We start from the raw sequence: 21,298 nt of genomic DNA, 5'->3' as shown, positions 1-21,298 counted from the left end.
GCAAGGCGGCGACGTTGCACAGCTTGGGATCTCTCAAAGCCAATAGCGGAGAAATAGAAGAAGCGATCGCCCTTTATCAACAATCCCTGGCTATCACAGAACAAATCGGCAATGTCCAAGGCAAGGCGGCGACGTTGCACAACTTGGGAATACTCAAAGCCAATAGCGGAGAAATAGAAGAAGCGATCGCCCTTTATCAACAATCCCTGGCTATCACAGAACAAATCGGCAATGTCCAAAGCAAGGCGGCGACGTTGCACAACTTGGGAAGACTCAAAGCCAATAGCGGAGAAATAGAAGAAGCGATCGCCCTTTATCAACAATCCCTGGCTATCACAGAACAAATCGGCGATGTCCAAAGCAAGGCGGCGACGTTGCACAGCTTGGGATCTCTCAAAGCCAATAGCGGAGAAATAGAAGAAGCGATCGCCCTTTATCAACAATCCCTCGCCATCAATGAACAAATCGGCGATGTCCAAACCAAGGCGGCGACGTTGCACGAACTGGGAATACTCAAAGCCAATAGCGGAGAAATAGAAGAAGCGATCGCCCTTTATCAACAATCCCTCGCCATCAATGAACAAATCGCCAATGTCCAAGGCAAGGCGGCGACGTTGCACTACTTGGGATCTCTCAAAGCCAATAGCGGAGAAATAGAAGAAACGATCGCCCTTTATCAACAATCCCTGGCTATCTATGAACAAATCGGCGATGTCGAAGGCAAGGCGGCGACGTTGCACAACTTGGGATCTCTCAAAGCCAATAGCGGAGAAATAGAAGAAGCGATCGCCCTTTATCAACAATCCCTTGCCATCAATGAACAAATCGGCGATGTCCAAACCAAGGCGATGACGTTATGGTGGTTAGGACACATAGCAGAGCAACAGGGCGATTACAATCAAGCACTAGATTATTTGCAGCCAGCCTTGGAGATATTGCAGCGTATCCAATCTCCTGATGCTGAGAGATTAGGGCAAGTGGTGGCGAGAGTGCAAGATTTAATTCGTAATTCGTAATTCGTAATTCGTAATTGAGAAAGTTAGAATTGAATTTGGCTTTGCAGGTTGGCAGCGATCGCCTATCTTTCAAAATTTGTATGAGCGATCTGTCTATTTTGAGTTAAGCTGATTCATCCACGAGTTTTTGATACTCGTCGGCGAGTCTTTGATATTCGTCAGTGAGTCTTTAATACTCGTGCGAGAGTCTTTGATACTCGTGGATGAGTCTTTGATACTCGTCGGCGAGTCTTTAATACTCGTGGGAGAGTCTTTGATATTCGTCGGCGAGTCTTTTATACTCGTGGATGAGTCTTTGACACTCGTTCACCAGTTTTTTAGACTTGTGGCTTGGTTGTCGGGGAGTGCGATCGCCATAATTTACCCCAAAGCACATCCTAAACCAAAGAATCTGGATTTACACCAAGCACTCTGAGAGGATGTTTGAAAAGTTCTTAGTGATGTATCAAATCCTTTTAGATCCCCCTAAATCCCCCTTAAAAAGGGGGACTTTGATTCCAGTTCCCCCCTTTTTAAGGGGGGTTAGGGGGGATCAATTAAGTGCAAAGATACAGCCAACTACTTATCAAACAATTTCTGAGACATTCTGCTAGCATTTCCAGTGATTTTCTTTGCTTTCACGGAAGCCGCAAACATACTTAATTAGTCAACGTAATATTCTGAGTTAAAGGCTCATCTAAATGAGCCTTTAACAGAGAAAAGAGATATTAGCCTAAATCGAAAAGCAAGATTTCGCCGCCGATGTTGGTGCTAATTTCTAGCTGTTCTTCGCCGTTGATTTGTACGCCATCACCGGCTCTGAGTTCTTCACCATTTAAGTTAACTATGCCTCGCGCTATTTGTAACCAAGCATAACGACCAGATTTGACTTGATAATTAACAACATCACCTGACTCTAAAACAGATGTATATAACTCAACATCTTGGTGAATTGTCACAGCACCATCGCGCCCATCTTTAGAGGCAATTAAGCGGAGTTTACCGCGCTTTTCTTCGAGAGGAAAAGCTTTTTGTTCGTATCTTGGCGTTATTCCTTCTCGATCGGGAAGAATCCAGATTTGTAGCAGGTGTAGTGGTTCTGTTGGTGAGGGATTAAATTCACTGTGGCTGATTCCAGTTCCAGCACTCATAATTTGGGCATCACCAGGGCGAATTACCGAACCAGTACCCAAGCTGTCTTTATGCTCTACAGCACCTTCTAAGACATAAGTGAGGATTTCCATGTCACGATGACTGTGGGTAGGGAATCCTGCACCAGGGGCGATGCGATCGTCGTTGATTACCCGCAGAGAGCGAAATCCCATGCGGTTGGGATCGTAAAAACTACCGAAGGAAAATGTGTGATAACTATCGAGCCAGCCCATTTTTGCGTGACCACGGGCATTGCGATCGTGAATTAAGTGGGTAATTGTATTTTGAGACATATATTTACCTCGTTGTTAATGAGTATTTAGAGACGCGATTCATCGCGTCTGTACAAGAATTAGAAATCAGAATGGAATTAGGATACTTTTGGCTAACTTACTAAGTTATTGAATTTGAACTATTAATCTTGATGTATCGCTTGTCGAAGATATTATCAAATGTTTCGACCTAGTTTTGAACTATTTCAATAGTAAAGTATGTACATATAAATGAAAAGTACGCACTTAAAAGTGACGTACTTACCAAAAAGATACTATTAGATTTACTAAATACTACTTTTATCAGAAGTGCTTACTTTACACCAGCAGGGATCTTCTGAGTTTTAGTAGCAGCAGCTTTACCATTCTCTCCCTTAATTTCTGCTACTTGCAGATGAGCTTCTAAGAACCAGAGTCGTTTGTCAATTGTACGGGAAATTTCGGTGTAAAGATCGGCGGTATCGAGGTCGCCTAATTCATCAGTTTTATCGATGGCTTCCCGGAGATGTTTAGCATAGAATGCATAACGATCTGACAGAGCTGTTACGTGGTCTTTACCATCTAAAATATCTAAAGGATATTCTGGCAAAATTGAATTACTAGCTGCGGCGCGGGCTGTTCCAAAAGCGTATCCGCCTAAAGCTGTGACACGTTCAGCCACCATATCGATGTATCCTTCCAATTCCCCAGCAAGTTCATCAAATAATAAGTGTAACTGGTAAAAGTCAGTACCTTTAACATTCCAGTGTGCTTGCTTTGCTTGGGTTTTTAGATCGGAAGTAGCTGCCAAAGTTTGGTTGAGAAGTACTACGATTTGCACTCGCGCTTCGGCGGGAATGTCAATGCGGGTAGGGTACAAACGTGATGTAATGCTGTTGTCGTTCATGATTCTACGTTGTTAATGCCTTTTAAATTCAACTTTACAGAATTGTTTGGTTTGGCGAAACTCTCTGACGATGGATTGAATTAATGCCTGAATATGTTACTGTTTATAACTATTAGTTAAATACGATGGTTTTCTATGGTATTGAATGTACCACCGAAAAGGCGATCGCGAATTACGTCATTTTGCAAAAAGTCATGGGGAAAACCTAGTTCAATTTGACTCACTTCATCTAAGCGTTGCAGATGTTCTGGCGCAAGGTTGACTTCTATTGAAGCTAAGTTATCTTGAAACTGCGATAATTTACGTGCGCCAATAATCGGAATAATTACACCACTTTGAGCGCGTAACCAAGCTAATGCTACCTGTGAAGGTGTACGATCAATTTCTGCTGCAACTTGACTTACAACTTCAGCGATCGCTAAATTCTTTTCAGAAATCCCTCCGCCTAAAGTTTCGAGTCGCCCTTGTTCAGCGCCTCCTTGAGGAGATCGATTATATTTACCTGTCAACACACCACCACCCAAAGGCGACCACGGTGTTACTGCTAAATCGAAGGCTTTAGCCAGCGGTAGCAAATCTCGTTCTGGTGTTCGCTGAATCAAACTATACTCAATTTGCAGGGCGACAAACTGCGTCCATCCTTGATAATGGGCGATGGTATTTGCTTGGGAAACAATCCAAGCGGGTGTGTCAGAAATGCCGATGTAAAGTACTTTACCTTGACGCACCACATCATCAAGCGATCGCAAGACTTCTTCAATTGGTGTTGTGAAATCCCAAGCGTGCAACCAGAATAAATCAATGTAATCAGTATTCAGGCGTTTCAGACTACCTTCCAAAGACTGAATTAAATTCTTGCGATGGTTTCCACTGGCGTTAGGGTCGCCGTTTTGATCGTTCATCTGCAAGGGAAAGGAATATTTTGTCGCAACTACAAAGCGTTCGCGTTCTTTAGCAATCAACTCGCCAACAATTTTTTCACTGCTACCATCGGTATAACCATTAGCGGTGTCAATGAAATTTCCGCCTGCTTCTGCATAGCTATCAAAGATTTTCCGACTTTCGTCAACAGATGCACCCCAACCCCAATCTTCACCAAAGGTCATGGTTCCCAAGGAGAGTTCAGAGACTCTTAACCCGCTTTTGCCTAAGAGTTTGTATCTCATGAATATTTTCTTATTAATGAAAAAACTATGGCATTTACCATTCCAAGGGCATGATAACTGGAAACTGGGGGCGATGTTTGACTTAATGCATCGTCCTGCTATGTTAATACATCGACCTGTTATGTTAATACATCGACCTGTTATGTTAATACATCGACCTGTTATGCCAATACATCGACCTGTTATGCCAATACATCGACCTGTTATGTTAATACATCTACTTGTTATGCCAATACATCGACCTGTTATGTGAATACATCGACTTGTTATGCCAATACATCGACTTGTTATGTTAATACATCGACTTGTTATGTTAATGCAGCCTTGTTTTACTTCGCACTGGTTTGGTGGGACAAGAGCAATGCCTGCGGTGGTCACTGAGCGGCTGGTGAGCGGAGTCGAACCATGTCGTTCGCGTGGTAACAGAGCGTAGTCGTTCGCGCAGCGTCTCGTAGAGAAGTGCAGCGTCTCGTAGAGAAGTGTGGGCTATGCCTACGCAATTAATTCGCTACCTCATGGTAGTTTTGCTTGATAATACCTTCGTTACAATAAGCCTACGTCAAGTCAAAACATAATGACCTACACCTCGCCCAAACTACTCACCTTTGAGGAATTTATCGCCCAATATGGTGACAATACACGCTACGAATTAATCGATGGGCAATTAAGAGACATGGAACCTACAGGGCCACACGAAGCTATTGCAGGTAGTATTGCTGGTAGAATCTTTGTTGAAATTTTTAATTCTCATTTCAACTGGCTAATTCCAAAAACTTGTCTGATTAAACCGCCTGCGGCTGAAGCCACAGCACTGCGTCCTGATGTAATTGTTTTAGATAAAGCAGAACTGAGTAAAGAACCACTTTGGCAAAAAGAACCAATAATTTGTAACGGCAATACAATCAAACTTGTTGCTGAAGTTGTGAGTACTAATTGGCAAGATGATTATGCAAGAAAAGTTGAAGAATACGCTTTTCTTAACATCCCAGAATATTGGATTGTGGACTTTCGTGGCTTGGGTGGCTTACAGTTCATCGGTAATCCCAAACAACCAACATTTACAATTTGTCAGTTAGTTAATGGTGTGTACCAGCAACAACAATATCGCTTAGGAGATACTATTTATTCTGGTGTCTTGCCAAATTTACAACTGAAGCTAGACGACATTATGCATATTTAAACCGCAGACTGATTCGGTGAATTAAGAGCGATCGCTACGGTTTTCTAAGCTAGAATACCAAAGTTGTGTTTTAGACACATTCGACAATTCAATTGCCAAAAAGCCATTATTTTTATGAATTACTTCGTAATCTACGACGGGAATTGTAATCTCTGCGTTACCCTAGTGCAATTGCTAGAAACCTTAGACCAAGGAAAGTTGTTTCGCTACAGTCCTATGCAAGATGAGCAAACACTTTTACAGTGGGGAATTTCAGCCCAAGATTGCGAACAGGGAATGATTTTAATTGATGGCAATAACCCTCAGAGACGTTGGCAAGGCAGTAATGCAGCAGAAGAAATTGGGCGGTTGTTGCCAGCAGGAAGTATATTTGTAGACGCTTATCGAGCATTACCGGGGATGAAATGGGCAGGCGATCGCTTTTACGAGCAAATCCGCGATAACCGCTACGCAATCTTTGGTAAACGTTCTAATACATATCAATCATCGTACTGTGTAGATGGTAGCTGCAAGCCAACTTAAGTTAAATGAGCAATTTTGGTCATTAGACAGAGTTATTTTAGTCAAAAATCCCCCTCCAGATGCTAGCAAATTGTCTGCTAGACCAACCATTATGCTATCTGGCGTGTTTGTAAACATTGTGCAATCAATGACATTTGCGATCGCCTATGGCGGGCGTGTACGCCATCGCGCCCTAATTTGGCACAACAAAGAGTCTGACGGGAGGATACTGCGTGAAAATTGGTGCAAACTACTTGGGTAACGGAGAGTGTGAATTTAGAGTTTGGTCTCCGCTATTAGATAGCGTTACGGTAAAAATTTTGACGCCAGAAGAGCAGTTAATTCCCCTCAAGCCTCAATCTGAGGGATACTGGCACACGAAAGTCAACGATGTGTATCCGGGTACGCTTTATCGGTATGTCTTGAATGGCCAAGACAACTTTGCCGATCCGGCGTCGCAGTATCAACCGGAAGGGGTACATGGGCCGTCGCAAATTGTCGATCCTTCTTTTGAATGGACTGATGAAGGATGGACGGGTATTCCTGTAGAGTCGATGATTTTCTATGAAGTTCACGTTGGGACATTCACGCCGGAAGGAAGTTTCACCGCCATCATTCCCCGTTTACCAGAACTGAAAGAACTGGGAATTAACGCCATTGAAATCATGCCGATCTCGCAGGTTCCGGGAGATACTCATATTGAAGCATCTCTTGCATATCGCAACTGGGGCTATGATGGCGTTTATCCTTATGCTGTGCAAAATTCCTATGGTAGTCCAGCCGAACTCAAGCAACTAGTAAATGCTTGCCATCAAAATAATATCGCCGTTGTGCTGGATGTGGTGTATAACCACTTTGGGCCAGAAGGCAATTATATGAGTCAGTTCGCGCCCTACTTTACTAAAACCTACAAAACGCCGTGGGGCGAAGCAATGAATTTCGATGATGCCCATAGTCAGGGTGTGCGAAATTATTTTATCGAAAATGCTCTTTACTGGTTGGGCGAATTTCACATTGATGCATTGCGGCTGGATGCCATTCAAGCAATTTATGACTTGGGAGCCAAGCATTTTTTATGGGAATTGGCGGAAGCAGTTCATCATTTCTCACAACAAGGGCAAAGATGGAAACGCCATTTGATAGCCGAAAGTGACTTGAATAATCCGCGAATAATTCGTCCCGCAGAATTGGGTGGATATGGACTCGATGCTCAGTGGAGTGATGATTTTCACCACGCATTGCACGCACTGTTGACAGGCGATCGCCAAGGATATTATCAAGATTTTGGGAAATGTGCCGATTTAGCAAAAGCTTATAGCGATACTTTTGTCTACGATTGGAAATACTCGCCCGATCGCAAACGATTTCATGGCTTATCTTGCCGCGATCGCCCTTTATCACAGTTTACAGTCTGTATTCAGAATCACGATCAAATCGGCAATCAAATGAAAGGAGAACGCCTCGGCCAGAAAATCTCTTTTGAGGGATTGAAGTTAGGTGCTGGGGCTGTGCTGCTGTCGCCCAACTTACCCTTGTTATTCATGGGAGAAGAATACGGCGAAACTGCACCGTTCATTTACTTTGTTAGTCATTCCGATCCCGATTTGATTCAAGCAGTTCGAGCCGGACGCAAACAAGAGTTTGAAGCATTTCACTTTGCAGACGATCCCCCAGATCCAGAATCGTCAGAAACTTTCCTCAAGTCTAAACTTAATTGGGAATTACGCAATCAAGGAAAGCACAAAGTTCTCTGGGATTGGTATCGTCAGTTAATTAATTTACGCAAGACACATCCAGCCCTGCTCAACCAAGACCGCAATTTCATCGAAGCAACTAGCGATGAAGAGAAAGAGATAGTCATCGTGCGGCGTTGGTGCGAATCGAGTGAAGTCATATTTGTGATGAATTTCAAATCGTCTCGAGTGACAGTAACTTTGCCGTTTGAGCATAATGCTAATAAATTGTTGGACTCTGCTGATACTTCATGGTCTGGGCATGGTTCTGAAGCCCCTGAACATCTGTCTGTAGGCCAAGAAGTGAAATTGCAACCTACTAGTCTAGTACTCTATGAAAAAGGATGAGGGAGAGAGTTAGAACTTAAAGTTTCAGCGTGATAATCTCAAGGTTCGAGCAATAAGGCTTAACGTCCGAGTAAAAAGGCTTAACGTTCGAGCAATAAGGCTTAATCTTCGAGCAATAAGGCTTAATGTTTGAGCAATAAGGCTTAACGTTTGAGCTAAAAGGTTGTTTGAAAAGTAGTCGGCTGTGGTTTTGGGCACTTATTGATCCCCCCTAACCCCCCTTAAAAAGGGGGGAACCGGAATCAAAGTCCCCCTTTTTAAGGGGGATTTAGGGGGATCTAGAATGTTTCACTACCGTCAAGAGGACTTTTCAAATATTCTCTAAAAGCTTCAACGTTCAAGCTCAAACTCCCTCATCCCCCTTACTCCCCACTTTGTACAGACGCGATGAATCGCCTCTCTCTCCCCACTCCCTACTAAAAAAATATGCGAATTCCCACCGCCACTTATCGAATTCAGTTTACACCTCAGTTTGGCTTTGACAACGCCAAAGCGATCGCAGCTTATCTAGCAGATTTAGGTGTTTCCGATTTATATGCTTCCCCCATTTTCAAAGCACGATCCGGGAGTACGCACGGTTACGATATAGTAGATGCCACTCAACTTAACCCAGAACTGGGAACTAATGAGTCCTTTGATGCATTAGTTGCGGAAGTTCAATCCCTTGGTATGGGTTGGTTACAAGATATTGTGCCCAACCACATGGCCTATAGCAGCGAAAACGATTACTTGATGGACGTATTGGAACACGGCCCGGATTCCAGCTATACCGATTACTTCGATCTTTCTTGGAATGCTCCCTTTGGCGATCGCCAAGAGAGAATTCTGGCTCCTCTGCTCGGAGATTTCTATGGTACATCCCTAGAAAACGGACACATTCAACTGCAATACGAACAAAACGGTTTAACCGTCAACTATTACAGCTTAAAATTGCCACTGCGGCTAGAATCTTATACAAAATTTATCAGCCATAATTTAGGTAAACTCACGCGCACACTGGGACGCAATCATCCCGATTTTATTAAACTATTGGGGATTCTCTACATTCTCAAAAGTGTGCCCTCAGAAGTTGCCGGAAAACAGCGACAAGACCAAATCGCATTTATTAAAGGATTGCTTTGGGAACTCTACACCACAAATGATACCATCCGCGAGTTTCTTGATGAAAATCTCCAAACATTCAACGGAGAACCCGGTAATTCCGAAAGCTTTAACCTCCTAGATGAATTACTGAACGACCAGTTTTACCGCCTCGCCTTCTGGAAAGTTGGCGCGGAGGAAATGAATTATCGTCGTTTCTTTACTGTTAATGAACTGATTTCCGTTAAAGTTGAAGAAGTGCGGGTTTTTAATAATACCCACAGCCTCATTCAGAAACTAGTTGAAGAAGGCAAATTTACTGGTTTACGGATTGACCATATTGATGGACTTTATAACCCAATCCAGTATCTCGAAAGACTGCAAGAAAAGATGGGAGATGTTTATATCACCGTCGAGAAGATTTTAGAACTCACCGAAGAGTTGCCGGAAAACTGGAAGATTCAAGGAACATCTGGATATGACTTTCTCAACTATGTAAATGGCGTATTTTGTCAAACAGAAAATGAATCATCCTTCGATAAAATTTACCAAAACTTTATCAGTTCCAGAGCAGATTATGACTCAGTAGTGAAGGATAAAAAGCACCTGATTTTGGAAAAAAACTTAGCAGGTGATATTGACAATCTGGCTCTTTTGTTAAAGAACGTTTCCAGCAAATATCGCTACGGCAATGATTTTACACTGAATGGATTAAAAAGAGCGATCGCCGAAGTTTTGAAACTGTTCCCAATTTACCGCACTTACATTACACCCGATGGAATTGGAGAAAGCGATCGCGCTACCATTCAAGAAGTAATCGATCGAGCCAAAGAACAAACCCCTCTGTTGCAGAACGAACTGACTTTTATTGAAAAGTTAATGCTGCTAGAATTTGATAATTCTTTGACTCAAACAGAACGCGAACAGTGGATATATTTTGTCTTGCGAATGCAGCAATACAGCGGCCCGCTAATGGCCAAAGGCGTAGAAGACACCACATTATATGTTTACAATCGGTTGCTGTCGCTGAATGAAGTCGGCGGAAATCCCGGTCATTTTGGCATCGAATTAGCCAAATTTCATGCCTTTAACAAACAGCACCAAACAACCTGGCTTCACACAATGAACACCACCGCCACCCACGACACCAAGCGCGGCGAAGATGTGCGGGCAAGGTTGAATGTCCTCTCAGAAATTCCCGATGAATGGGATCGGCAGGTAAATACCTGGAGTGCCATGAATCGAGGACATCGTAGCCATCGCCACGGGTTTGCGATGCCCGATCGCAACGACGAGTATTTTCTCTATCAAACCCTAGTAGGGGCGTTTCCCTTTGCCGAACACGAACATGCATCCTTCGTGGAGCGGGTGAAAGACTATATAATAAAAGCAATACGAGAAGCGAAGGTGCATACAGCCTGGTTACGACCTGATAGCCAGTATGAAGAAGCTTGTACCTCCTTCATTGGGAAAGTACTCGATCCTGCTATATCCGGGGAATTTCTAGAAGCGTTTCGTCCATTTCAACAGCGAATTGCAGAGTATGGGATATTCAATTCCCTTTCCCAAACTTTACTGAAGATTACCGTACCTGGCGTACCCGATTTATACCAAGGAACGGAATTTTGGGAACTGAGTTTAGTCGATCCAGATAATCGCCGTCCTGTGGATTTTGAACAGCGACGTACTTACTTAAGCGCTATCCGCGAACAGGCAAAAACAGACATTTTGGGACTAATTCAGGAGTTACTAAACGACAAAACAGACGGCAGAATCAAACTGTTTTTAACGGCTCAATTACTCCAAGCCAGAACAAACTATGTCTCATTATTCCAGGACGGCGATTATTTACCGTTAGAAGTTCAGGGAACCCACGCCAATCATATTATCGCCTTTGCACGGCGGGAGGGGAATCAAACAGCGATCGCGATCGTGCCCCGGTTTTTAACCAGCCTCATCCAGCCAGGAGACAATCCTTTGGGTGAGTCAGTTTGGCAAGATACGCACCTGCAACTACCCCCTGGAACTTCCCCCACTTGGAAAAACGTCATAACTCAGCAACCCTTACAAGCTACAGAAACCCTATCAATCGCAACAGCCCTCACTCATTTCCCAGTTGCCCTCTTAATTAGCACTGCCGAGTAAAAACCAAAATCTTATCCCACGCAGAGAGAACCCTGTAAAACCTCAGCGTTCCTCTGCGTTTCCCTTGGCGTTCCTTTGCGTTAAAAAAACAATTCTGTAATTATGACCCCAACACTGACCACCGCGCAGATTGAAGCTGTGCGCCTCCACATCAAAAAAATGTGGAAAACTTTAACGCGATCGCACGAACACTTATTACAATCTGCCAAGGATACCAAACTAGACCACAAAAGAGAAACTCCCTGGATTGTTTACATTTCCCCTTCAGAAGATTGTCCCAACATTCAGACTGTGTTGGAGCGATCGCTATCTCCAAAAGATATGCAACAGCTAGAAATTCGCACTTTGCCAGCAGAAGCAGAAGCGATTAAACAGCATGGGTTACTATATCTACCAGGGCCTTATGTCGTACCAGGTGGTCGCTTCAACGAAATGTATGGCTGGGACAGCTACTTTATATTGCTAGGACTTTTGCACGATGGAGAATTGGAGCTAGCACAAAGTCAAGTCGATCAATTGTTGTACCAAATACAACATTATGGAATTATTCTCAACGCCAACCGGACTTATATGCTGTCGCGATCGCAGCCTCCTGTCCTCAGTATGATGGTTTTGGCGTTATTCCAGCACACCCAAGATGAAGAGTGGTTAAAAGCAACCGTACCGCTGTTAGAGCAATTTTATTATTACTGGGTAGTACCGCCCCACCTGAATGCTGCAACCGGCTTATCCAGATTTTATGCCTTTGGGGAAGGCCCGGCGCCAGAAGTTTTGTTTTCCGAGCGGGATGAAGAGGGAAAAAGCCACTACGATCGCGTCAAGGAATATTACCAAACCTTTGAGGTTGAAGATTACGATGTCAATCTTTACTACGATCGCGAAAATGACAAACTGACCAATCTATTTTACAAAAGCGATCGCACCATGCGCGAGTCTGGTTTTGATATCACCAACCGATTTGGCCCTTTTAGTGCTGATATTCTCCACTACGCTCCTGTGTGCCTCAATAGTTTCTTGTATCAGGTGGAACAAGACATGGCGCAAATTAAGCGTATTCTAGGCAACGAACAATTGGAACAAAAATGGAGCAATCGCGCAGATATCCGCCGCGATCGGATCGATCAATTTCTCTGGGATGAAGAACAAGGATTATATTTCGACTATCATCTCCAGAATGGAAAACGCCGCCGCTACGAATTTGCTACCACGTTCTATCCTCTCTGGCTGGGAATTGCTTCTCCAACTCAAGCCAAACGCGTCGTAGAAAATCTCTCTTTGTTTGAAGCCCCAGGCGGAATTTTTACCAGTACTCGTGTCACCGGCAATCAGTGGGATGCTCCCCTTGGCTGGGCACCATTGACATTAGTTGCAGTCCTTGGACTTCACCGCTATGGGTATCATACAGAAGGCGATCGCATTGCCAACAAATTTTTAGCTATGGCAGTTAAAGAATTCGAGCGTCACAATACTCTAGTTGAGAAATATGATGTTGAACGCTGTTCTGCCAATGTTTCTGAAGAAATCTGTTTTGGATATAGTTCTAACGAAGTTGGTTTCGGCTGGACAAATGGAGCGATTCTGGAACTCTTAGCAATCGGCGATCGAAAAGTTTAAATAAAAGGGTGTGAGATAAAACCTCACGCCTTAAACTTACTTACTTTTTTCAATGTCATTTTTTTGCCCACCATAGCAAACACCCTACAATGAATCTCCAAATATAAATGATTAACTTTAGGCTTGTTTAGGGAATACTAAAACTGTCTATTACTTTTTGAATTTTAAATGTGTCCTCAACCTTATGTGATACTTTCAAAAACTGCTCAAAAGAAACATGGGATATGCTTGCCAAAGGACGTGATTTAGATCATCAGATTGGAGAAGAAACTTTAATAGATATAAATATTCTTAAACTAAAATCTGAGAAAAAACTGGAAATTTATAATCATAAATTTACTAAACATAAAGAAGGATCAAACGGTGCAGATTGGGAGTGGTGGTTTACTGGTGCTAGCAATAAATGGATAGGTTTTCGAGTGCAAGCTAAAGTTATAGATTTTAAAAACAATTCTTTCAATCATCTGTATTACTACAAAAAAACTAAAAGTAAAAATAAGGTATATCAATGCGATCTTCTTATAGAAAATGCTTCAAAAGAAAAGAATTCACCTATCCCTTTATATTGCTTTTACTCTAACTGGAATGACTCAAAATCTAGTAAAGAGTATCTAAAATACAACCCTATAGAAAAAGAAAATAGCTATGGTTGTTCCATTATTTCTGCTTTCATAATTCAACATTTACGGAGCAAAAAAGAACTAAAACATCTTACAGATTTACTAAAATATATGCAGCCGTGGCATTCTTTAGTATGTTGTCATGGAGATAGCTCAGACGATTTACCAAGTAGAGTTTTGGAATCTTGGAGAAACTCTATTCTCCAAAGTGAGAGTTTATTTTTCGAAAGATTTGACGTAAGTATTTCTCAAAAATTGAAGAATATGCCAAATAATTATCAAACAATTTATGATGATTTGTATCTAAGTGATGTGCCACCTAAACATGTACAACTACTGCTTAATAACGATTTAGTAGAGCTACCTGACTCCAATCTGGGACAGGTTACAATCATAAAAGAACGGAAGCAACTAACATATAGTAGATATGAGGAAGAACGTATACGAAAGGAGCTACTTGAACTACTTTAATATGTTAGGTGAAAGAATTACTTGGGAACTAGCAAGCACCAAATCATGAGGAATAATCACGATGATTCAATCAGCTTCAAAAGTTCTAACCGTTGATGAATTTATTAGCCATTACGGTGAGTGCGATCGCTATGAACTAATTGATGGTGAATTAATCGAGATGGAACCAACCGGGTCACACGAGCAAGTCTCTGCATTGATTGGGCGAAAGCTGAATGTAGAAATCGATCGTCAGGATCTAAGCTACTTTATTCCCCATCGCTGTCTAATCAAACTCTTAGGAACAGAAACAGCTTTTCGTCCCGATGTGATTGTGTTAGACCAAACTCAATTAATTAATGAACCATTATGGCAACAACAACCTGTAATTACATCAGGAAACTCAATAAAACTGATTGCTGAAGTTGTCAGCACAAACTGGCAAAACGATTATGCCCGTAAAGCCGAAGACTACGCGCTGTTAGGAATTCCTGAATATTGGATTGTTGATTATTTAGGTATTGGTGGCAGAGAATATATTGGTAAACCCAAACAGCCAACGGTGACAATTTGCAACCTAAGAGAGGATGAGTATCAAAAACAATTATTTCAAAACAACGATCAACTTATCTCTTTAATCTTTCCCAACTTGCAACTAACGGCACAACAAATATTTTCGGCTGGACAATCTGTTATTAAGTAGTTTATGTCAAGCGCAACGCAACTATAGCAATCCTATTTGATTAGTTCTCCATTGAGAAAATCAGATCCCCGACTTATTGAAGAAGTCGGGGATCTTTTTGTTCATAAATATTTTTCACATACCGTATCAGCATCTACCAATTATCATCTCTATCTTCGTCGTAAGGCTCACCTGTAAAAGGTTGTACGCCAACAGCAGGATAAGCATCATCCGTAGGGCCAAAAATCCGCATTGCAGCTTCAGAAATATACTGGGTTATGTTCGCAATGATTTTGGAAATATCCATAATATTAGACTCCTTCTTTTTGAGTCGCTTTAATGGTGATGCTTATACTCTAATCCTAATACTCAAGCCTTGCTCATATTCTCAATATATTGAGAATATATGCGATGTTTATTCAGATAACTTTGCAATACTTTAGCTTGTCAAAAAGTCAAACTTTTCTCTTCGATTCTAATTGTAACATAGTTGTTTATTTCAACCCATTTGGGAAAAGAGCGAAGCAAAACAAACTTTCTCTGACAGGATATTATTTTCCTTGATTAGCCGCCCGATTTAATTAACATTATTGCTAGCAATTACTATTAAAAAATATTAATTATTTGATGAAATTAGTATTAAGCTACCGATAAATCTACTGTTATACGGCAATTTCAGACAATATACTTGCAGGGAGTTGACATTATTTATGGTAAATATTACCATAATAAAAAGAAGCATCTTGTAAGGAAGCTCTTGCATGACAACTTTGCCAGATTTGGACTATGTATATAAACAGCAAAGCCAGCAGAACCCGGAACTGAACTTTTCTGCCGATGACTACAGCTTGCTGACTGACCTTTACCAGTTGACAATGGCAGCTTGTTACACAGGCGAAGGTATAGAACAACGACGGGGAAGCTTTGAATTGTCTGTCAGACGATTGCCAGAGGGTTTTGGTTATTTAATTGCGATGGGGCTGACGCAGGCATTGGAGTATTTAGCCAAAATCCGCTTTAGTTTGGCGCAAATTGCGGCATTACAGGCAACGGGAATTTTTGCTCACGCAGGCGATCGCTTTTGGTCACTTTTAGCTGAGGGGAAGTTCACGGGTGATGTTTGGGCAGTACCAGAAGGGACAGCCGTGTTTGCCAATCAACCACTGTTGCGGGTGGAAGCACCCCTTTGGCAAGCGCAACTAGTAGAAACTTACCTGCTGAATACGATTAATTACCAGACTTTGATTGCCACAAAAGCAGCCCGGTTGCGGGATGTAGCAGGGGAATCAGCAACACTTTTAGAATTTGGCACCAGACGAGCATTTAGTCCCCAAGGGTCTTTGTGGGCAGCACGGGCGGCGTTGGCAGGTGGGTTAGATTCCACTTCCAATGTGTTAGCAGCGCTACAACTGGGACAACAGCCAAGTGGTACGATGGCACACGCCTTAGTAATGGCATTGTCAGCAATAGAAGGCACTGAAGAACAAGCTTTTAGTGCATTTCATCGCTATTTTCCGGGTGCGCCATTACTAATTGATACTTACGATACCATTGCTGCTGCCCAGCGCTTGGCCGAAAAAGTAAATTCCGGGGAAATGCAATTAACAGGAGTGAGATTGGACTCAGGAGATTTAGTTACCTTATCAAAACAGGTGCGATCGCTCCTTCCCGGTGTGCCAATTTTTGCTAGTGGCGACATAGACGAGTGGGAAATTGCCAGATTAAAAGCTGCTGGAGCGCAAATTGATGGTTACGGACTGGGAACGCGACTAGTTACAGGTTCGCCTGTCAATGGAGTTTATAAACTTGTAGACATTGATGGCATCCCAGTCATGAAGCAATCGAGTAGTAAAGTTACTTATCCAGGGCGCAAGCAGATTTTTCGCTCGTTTACGGGAGGTAAGGTAAAAGCAGACAGATTGGGACTTTTAGATGAAATTGCTTTGGACGAAGAACCTTTGTTGCAATTGGTAGTGCAGGAAGGTGAACGGGTGCAGCCGTTGGAGTCTTTGGCAACAATTCGTCAGCGTACCGCCGCCTCAGTTGGTAGTTTGCCACAACAGACACGGCGTTTGGATCGTCCGGTAGCTGTAGAAGTGGAGATTTCTGAGGGGTTACGGGTGTTGACTGAAGAAACCAAGAAACGCACCGCAGAGGCGCAGAGAACACAGAGGTAAAATTACTCTTTCAGTATGTCTTAATTACGAATTACGAATTACGAATTACGAATTATTATGAGAGTTGCTTTGTTTGGTACTAGTGCCGATCCACCAACTGCGGGACATCAAAAAATTCTGAGTTGGTTATCTGAGCGTTATGATTGGGTAGCGGTTTGGGCAGCAGATAATCCATTTAAGTCTCATCAAACACCCTTGGAACATCGGGCGGCAATGCTGCAACTGTTGATTGCGGATATAGACACGCCACGGCACAATATTGCTTTGGAACAAGAATTGAGTAGTTTCAGAACGCTGGAAACAGTGGAAAAAGCCAAGCTTACTTGGGGTGAAGAGGCTGAATTAACGTTGATCGTTGGTTCAGATTTACTGACTCAGCTACCACGTTGGTATCGCATTGAAGATTTGTTACAGGAAGTGCAACTACTGATTGTACCGCGACCCGGATATGTAATAGATGAGTCTAGTTCAGAGGTAGTGCAAAAGCTGGGAGGGAAAATTGCGATCGCTAGTCTGACTGGTCTAGATGTTTCCTCAACAGCCTACCGCGAACATAGAGATCCCCAAGCCCTCACAGCCCCTGTAGTTGCCTATATTAATCGAGAGCATTTGTACGAATGCCAGGACGTTCACCAAAAAAGATACCAACTCCGTTAAACCAACAACCTTTGGCCGATTTCAAGGTTGGTGTTGATAATGTAATTTTTTCTGTAGATACTGTACAAAATCGGCTGTTAGTTCTACTAGTAATGCGGCAGCAAGAACCATTTTTAAATCATTGGAGTCTTCCCGGTACTTTGGTACGTCCAGGAGAGTCTTTAGAAGATGCCGCTTATCGCATTATGGCGGAGAAAATTAAGGTCAATAATCTCTATTTAGAACAACTGTATACATTTGGCGGGCCGAATCGCGATCCACGGGAAGCAACTGATAGTTATGGTGTGCGTTATTTATCAGTTAGTTACTTTGCCCTAGTGCGATTTGAAGAAGCCGAATTGATTGCCGATCGCATGACTGGCATCGCTTGGTATCCGGTCAAACAAGTGCCGCAATTAGCTTTTGACCATAACGAAATTCTGGCTTATGGGCATAGGCGGTTACGAAATAAATTAGAGTATAGCCCTGTGGCTTTTGAAGTCTTGCCAGAAATGTTCACTTTGAATGATTTATATCAGTTATACGCCACAGTTTTAGGTGACAATTTTTCCGATTATTCTAATTTTCGAGCGCGTCTACTCAAGTTAGGTTTTTTATGCGATACCGGAATTAAGGTATCACGGGGTGCCGGTCGTCCGGCTAGCTTGTATAAGTTTGACGCCGAAGCTTTTGCTCCCTTAAAAGATAAACCCTTGGTGTTTATTTAACGATGTACTACATGGGGTGAGGGAGATGAGGGAGATGAGGGGGACAAGGGAGACAAGATGACAAGATGAATAACCAATGCCCAATGCCCAATGCCCAATGACCAATGACTAATAACAAATAATATGAAAATTGCGATCGCTCAAATTAATCCGACTATTGGTGATTTGCTTTTAAATGCCCAAAAAATCCTGGAGGCGGCACAACGAGCCGCATCTAGCGGTGCGCGTTTGTTGTTGACCCCAGAACTTTCTCTGTGTGGCTATCCACCAAGAGATTTATTACTAAATCCTAGTTTTGTGGAAGCGATGGGCATCACTTTACAAAATTTGGCTGAGGATTTACCACCAAATTTAGCTGTGTTGGTAGGAACTGTTGAATCGAATATCAAAGCAGATATTAGTGGCGGTAAAAGTTTATTTAACAGCATGGCTTTGTTAGAAAATGGCACAGTCAAGCAAGTTTTTTACAAGCGACTTTTGCCTACTTACGATGTCTTTGATGAACGCCGTTATTTTGAAGAAGGCTTGCAAGCCAATTATTTCACTCTCGATAATATCCATATTGGCGTAACTATTTGCGAAGATTTATGGAACGATGAGGAATTCTGGGGCAAACGTAGTTATGCAGTAAATCCGATTGCTGACTTAGCAATTTTGGGTGTAGATTTGATTGTAAATTTGTCTGCTTCTCCCTACACGGCTGGTAAGCAACAGTTTCGTGAAACCATGCTTAGGCATAGTGCAATACGTTTTCAACAACCAATGATTTACGCTAATCAGGTTGGCGGAAATGACGATTTAATTTTTGATGGACATAGTTTTGCCTTAAATCGTCAAGGTGAAATTATGTGTCGCGCCCGTGGTTTTGACACTGATTTAGTAGTAGTAGAATTTGATGAAACGCTGCGTGATTTGCAGTTAGGTTCTGTAGAACCAATGTATGAATCGGAAGATGAAGAAATTTGGCAAGCTTTGGTTTTGGGAGTGCGAGATTACGCTCATAAGTGCCGCTTTTCTAAAGTAGTGTTGGGTTTAAGTGGCGGGATTGACTCGGCCATAGTAGCTGCGATCGCCACGGCTGCACTTGGTAAAGAAAATGTCTTGGGTGTTCTCATGCCTTCCCCTTACAGTTCCGAGCATTCCATCAGTGATGCTGTGGCATTAGCCGAAAATTTGGGAATTAAAACTCATCTTTTACCAATTGGCGAGTTAATGCAAGGCTTCGATCGCACTTTAGATGATTTGTTTGCAGGTACGGAGTTTGGACTGGCTGAAGAGAATATCCAATCTCGGATTCGCGGTAATTTATTAATGGCGATCGCGAATAAATTTGGCTATCTGCTTTTATCTACTGGTAACAAGTCAGAAATGGCTGTGGGTTACTGTACTCTCTACGGCGATATGAATGGCGGGTTAGCGGTAATTGCAGATGTTCCTAAAACCCGCGTGTATGCACTTTGCCATTGGTTAAATCGCCATAATGAAATCATCCCGCAAAACGTCTTGACTAAAGCACCAAGTGCTGAATTAAAACCAGGTCAAGTCGATCGAGACTCTCTACCGCCTTACGAAATTTTGGACGATATTTTGCAACGCCTAATTCATAATCATCAATCAGCAGCACAAATTGTTGCAGCCGGTCACGATCCGGTAATTGTAGATAGAGTCATCCAAATGGTGGCGCGGGCTGAATTTAAACGGCGACAAGCACCCCCCGGATTGAAAATCACCGATCGCGCCTTTGGAACCGGTTGGCGAATGCCAATTGCTAGTAACTGGGTTGGTGTCAAAAAGGCTTACCAAGCTAAAACTACAGCTACACCTAACCTTAGTTTGTTGTGATGGACAAGATGCTCATCCGCGTTGTCCAGACGCGGATAAGTATTACCATTGAAACTAAAGTCTCAAAGAAAATTATGTTAGATGAAGCAAATCTTGAACAACGTTTAGCGACTCTTGAACAAACAGTTGCAGATATCAAACATCGAGTCATTGATGCGCCTACCTATAGTAATTGGCTGGAAAAGGTTATTGGCTCAATTTCTGATGAACCAGCATTTTTGCAAGCTTTGGAGTATGGTAGGTCATTACGCCACGCTGACATATTTACAGAAGAGACTGGCGAGCGACTGTGAGATATCTACTGGACACTGACCATATCAGTTTTCTTCAAAGACGTTCAGGAACAGAGTTTTTAACATTAGCGGCTCATATTGCCCAGCATCAGGCTACAGATTTTGCTTTTTCTATTGTTAGTTTCCATGAGCAAGTAATTGGCGCTCATACCTTTATTACTCGTTCCCAAACACCTGGTGATGTAGTTCGGGGATATACTCTGCTAATGGAAATCATTCGGGGGTTTTCAGCAGCACCAATTTTACTATTCGATGCTGGAGCAGTAGCCATATTTGAAGGGTTACGATCGCAAAGGGTTCGCATCGCCACGATGGATTTAAGAATAGCTTCAATCGCACTTTCACGGAGCTTAGTATTATTGACTCGCAACACTAGCGACTTTAGCAAAGTTCCAAACTTGATGACACAGGATTGGACTGTGTAAGCTCCAAAGCGAATTAAAGAGCCAAAGATTTACTTTCAACCTTCACCATTCCACCTCTGAACTCGAAGATTGCACCTTTTAACACCAATTGTCGAGTTAAAAGAGCGATCGCTCAACTTTTTACCCTCGAAGTTGCACCTTTTACCCTCGAAGTTGCGCCTTTTATCCTGGCAGTTGCACCTTTTACCCTTATCATTCTACTTTTGAACTTAAAGCTTGCACCTTATACCAATTTTTTATAAAGCTGCATAGAATTCGATCCCCCCTAGCCCTCCTTATAAAGGGGGGAACCAGAAAAACATATCAAAGTCCCCCAATTTATCGGGGGATTTAGGGGGATCTAGATATGTGTAACTTCACATTAAATTGGTAT

20 protein-coding genes are annotated in these 21,298 nt (G+C 42.5%); 16 read left to right on the top strand and 4 right to left on the bottom strand.

From position 1 onward, the window contains the following. A partial coding sequence (locus tag RMY32_RS15490; protein ID WP_322713323.1) for a tetratricopeptide repeat protein occupies nt 1-1,016 on the top strand: 1,016 nt, incomplete at its 5' end. Nucleotides 1,017-1,194: 178 nt separating this feature from the next. Next, nucleotides 1,195-1,431, top strand: coding sequence for a hypothetical protein (locus RMY32_RS15485; protein ID WP_322713322.1), 237 nt, complete (start codon nt 1,195-1,197; stop codon nt 1,429-1,431). A gap of 292 nt (nt 1,432-1,723) precedes the next feature. Here RMY32_RS15485 and RMY32_RS15480 read toward each other — a convergent pair whose 3' ends face one another. From RMY32_RS15480 to RMY32_RS15470, 3 genes are all read right to left on the bottom strand, one after another. Next, nucleotides 1,724-2,440 (bottom strand): pirin family protein, encoded by a 717-nt coding sequence (locus tag RMY32_RS15480; protein WP_322713321.1) that lies wholly within the window; start codon nt 2,438-2,440, stop codon nt 1,724-1,726. 292 nt (nt 2,441-2,732) lie between these two features. Beyond that, nucleotides 2,733-3,305, bottom strand: a complete 573-nt coding sequence (dps, locus tag RMY32_RS15475) for a DNA starvation/stationary phase protection protein Dps (protein ID WP_322713320.1) — start codon at nt 3,303-3,305, stop codon at nt 2,733-2,735. 116 nt (nt 3,306-3,421) lie between these two features. After that, nucleotides 3,422-4,471 carry an aldo/keto reductase gene (locus tag RMY32_RS15470; RefSeq protein ID WP_322713319.1) on the bottom strand — a complete coding sequence of 350 codons (1,050 nt, stop codon included), beginning with the start codon at nt 4,469-4,471 and terminating at the stop codon, nt 3,422-3,424. A gap of 574 nt (nt 4,472-5,045) precedes the next feature. Here RMY32_RS15470 and RMY32_RS15465 point away from each other — a divergent pair. The 8 genes from RMY32_RS15465 (at nt 5,046) to RMY32_RS15430 (ending at nt 14,845) form a co-directional block, all read left to right on the top strand. Then, nucleotides 5,046-5,651: a Uma2 family endonuclease gene (locus tag RMY32_RS15465; RefSeq protein ID WP_322713318.1), complete on the top strand. Its 606-nt coding sequence runs from the start codon at nt 5,046-5,048 to the stop codon at nt 5,649-5,651. 114 nt (nt 5,652-5,765) lie between these two features. Next, nucleotides 5,766-6,173: a thiol-disulfide oxidoreductase DCC family protein gene (locus tag RMY32_RS15460; RefSeq protein ID WP_322688610.1), complete on the top strand. Its 408-nt coding sequence runs from the start codon at nt 5,766-5,768 to the stop codon at nt 6,171-6,173. Further along, complete coding sequence (locus RMY32_RS15455; protein WP_322713317.1) at nt 6,151-6,414, top strand: hypothetical protein; 264 nt, start codon at nt 6,151-6,153, stop codon at nt 6,412-6,414. Before RMY32_RS15460 ends, RMY32_RS15455 begins: the two co-directional genes overlap by 23 nt. Then, the gene (treZ, locus tag RMY32_RS15450) at nt 6,386-8,233 is read left to right on the top strand and encodes a malto-oligosyltrehalose trehalohydrolase (protein ID WP_322713316.1); all 1,848 of its coding nucleotides are present in this window, start codon (nt 6,386-6,388) and stop codon (nt 8,231-8,233) included. The genes RMY32_RS15455 and treZ overlap by 29 nt, the downstream gene beginning before the upstream one ends. Nucleotides 8,234-8,659: 426 nt before the next feature. Further along, nucleotides 8,660-11,458: a malto-oligosyltrehalose synthase gene (gene treY, locus RMY32_RS15445; protein ID WP_322713315.1), complete on the top strand. Its 2,799-nt coding sequence runs from the start codon at nt 8,660-8,662 to the stop codon at nt 11,456-11,458. 102 nt (nt 11,459-11,560) lie between these two features. Beyond that, a complete protein-coding gene (locus RMY32_RS15440; RefSeq protein ID WP_322713314.1) occupies nt 11,561-13,072 on the top strand; it encodes a trehalase family glycosidase in 1,512 nt (503 codons plus the stop codon). A gap of 170 nt (nt 13,073-13,242) precedes the next feature. Further along, nucleotides 13,243-14,163 carry a DUF6615 family protein gene (locus RMY32_RS15435; RefSeq protein ID WP_322713313.1) on the top strand — a complete coding sequence of 307 codons (921 nt, stop codon included), beginning with the start codon at nt 13,243-13,245 and terminating at the stop codon, nt 14,161-14,163. 61 nt (nt 14,164-14,224) lie between these two features. Beyond that, a complete protein-coding gene (locus tag RMY32_RS15430) occupies nt 14,225-14,845 on the top strand; it encodes a Uma2 family endonuclease (protein ID WP_322713312.1) in 621 nt (206 codons plus the stop codon). A gap of 133 nt (nt 14,846-14,978) precedes the next feature. On the opposite strand, the gene RMY32_RS15425 is transcribed toward RMY32_RS15430, so the two are convergent. Continuing rightward, nucleotides 14,979-15,131 carry a hypothetical protein gene (locus RMY32_RS15425; protein WP_194041182.1) on the bottom strand — a complete coding sequence of 51 codons (153 nt, stop codon included), beginning with the start codon at nt 15,129-15,131 and terminating at the stop codon, nt 14,979-14,981. Between the two features lie 454 nt (nt 15,132-15,585). On the opposite strand from RMY32_RS15425, the gene RMY32_RS15420 reads away from it, so the two are divergent. The 6 genes from RMY32_RS15420 (at nt 15,586) to RMY32_RS15395 (ending at nt 20,925) form a co-directional block, all read left to right on the top strand. Continuing rightward, nucleotides 15,586-17,001 carry a nicotinate phosphoribosyltransferase gene (locus RMY32_RS15420; protein ID WP_322713311.1) on the top strand — a complete coding sequence of 472 codons (1,416 nt, stop codon included), beginning with the start codon at nt 15,586-15,588 and terminating at the stop codon, nt 16,999-17,001. A 57-nt stretch (nt 17,002-17,058) separates the two neighbouring features. Then, on the top strand, nt 17,059-17,658 hold the full coding sequence (locus tag RMY32_RS15415; RefSeq protein WP_322713310.1) for a nicotinate-nucleotide adenylyltransferase: 600 nt from the start codon (nt 17,059-17,061) through the stop codon (nt 17,656-17,658). Further along, complete coding sequence (locus tag RMY32_RS15410) at nt 17,619-18,365, top strand: NUDIX hydrolase (RefSeq protein WP_163929288.1); 747 nt, start codon at nt 17,619-17,621, stop codon at nt 18,363-18,365. Before RMY32_RS15415 ends, RMY32_RS15410 begins: the two co-directional genes overlap by 40 nt. 123 nt (nt 18,366-18,488) lie before the next feature. Then, on the top strand, nt 18,489-20,207 hold the full coding sequence (locus RMY32_RS15405) for an NAD+ synthase (protein ID WP_322713309.1): 1,719 nt from the start codon (nt 18,489-18,491) through the stop codon (nt 20,205-20,207). Between the two features lie 8 nt (nt 20,208-20,215). Then, on the top strand, nt 20,216-20,500 hold the full coding sequence (locus tag RMY32_RS15400; protein ID WP_409883143.1) for a transferase hexapeptide repeat containing protein: 285 nt from the start codon (nt 20,216-20,218) through the stop codon (nt 20,498-20,500). Further along, nucleotides 20,497-20,925, top strand: coding sequence for a type II toxin-antitoxin system VapC family toxin (locus RMY32_RS15395; protein WP_322713308.1), 429 nt, complete (start codon nt 20,497-20,499; stop codon nt 20,923-20,925). The genes RMY32_RS15400 and RMY32_RS15395 overlap by 4 nt, the downstream gene beginning before the upstream one ends. Nucleotides 20,926-21,298 lie beyond the last annotated feature (373 nt).

The sequence above is a fragment of the Nostoc sp. ChiSLP03a genome (assembly GCF_034531215.2).
In the GTDB taxonomy this organism is placed as follows: Bacteria; Cyanobacteriota; Cyanobacteriia; order Cyanobacteriales; family Nostocaceae; genus Nostoc.
This window is presented reverse-complemented; position numbering and strand designations above follow the sequence as displayed.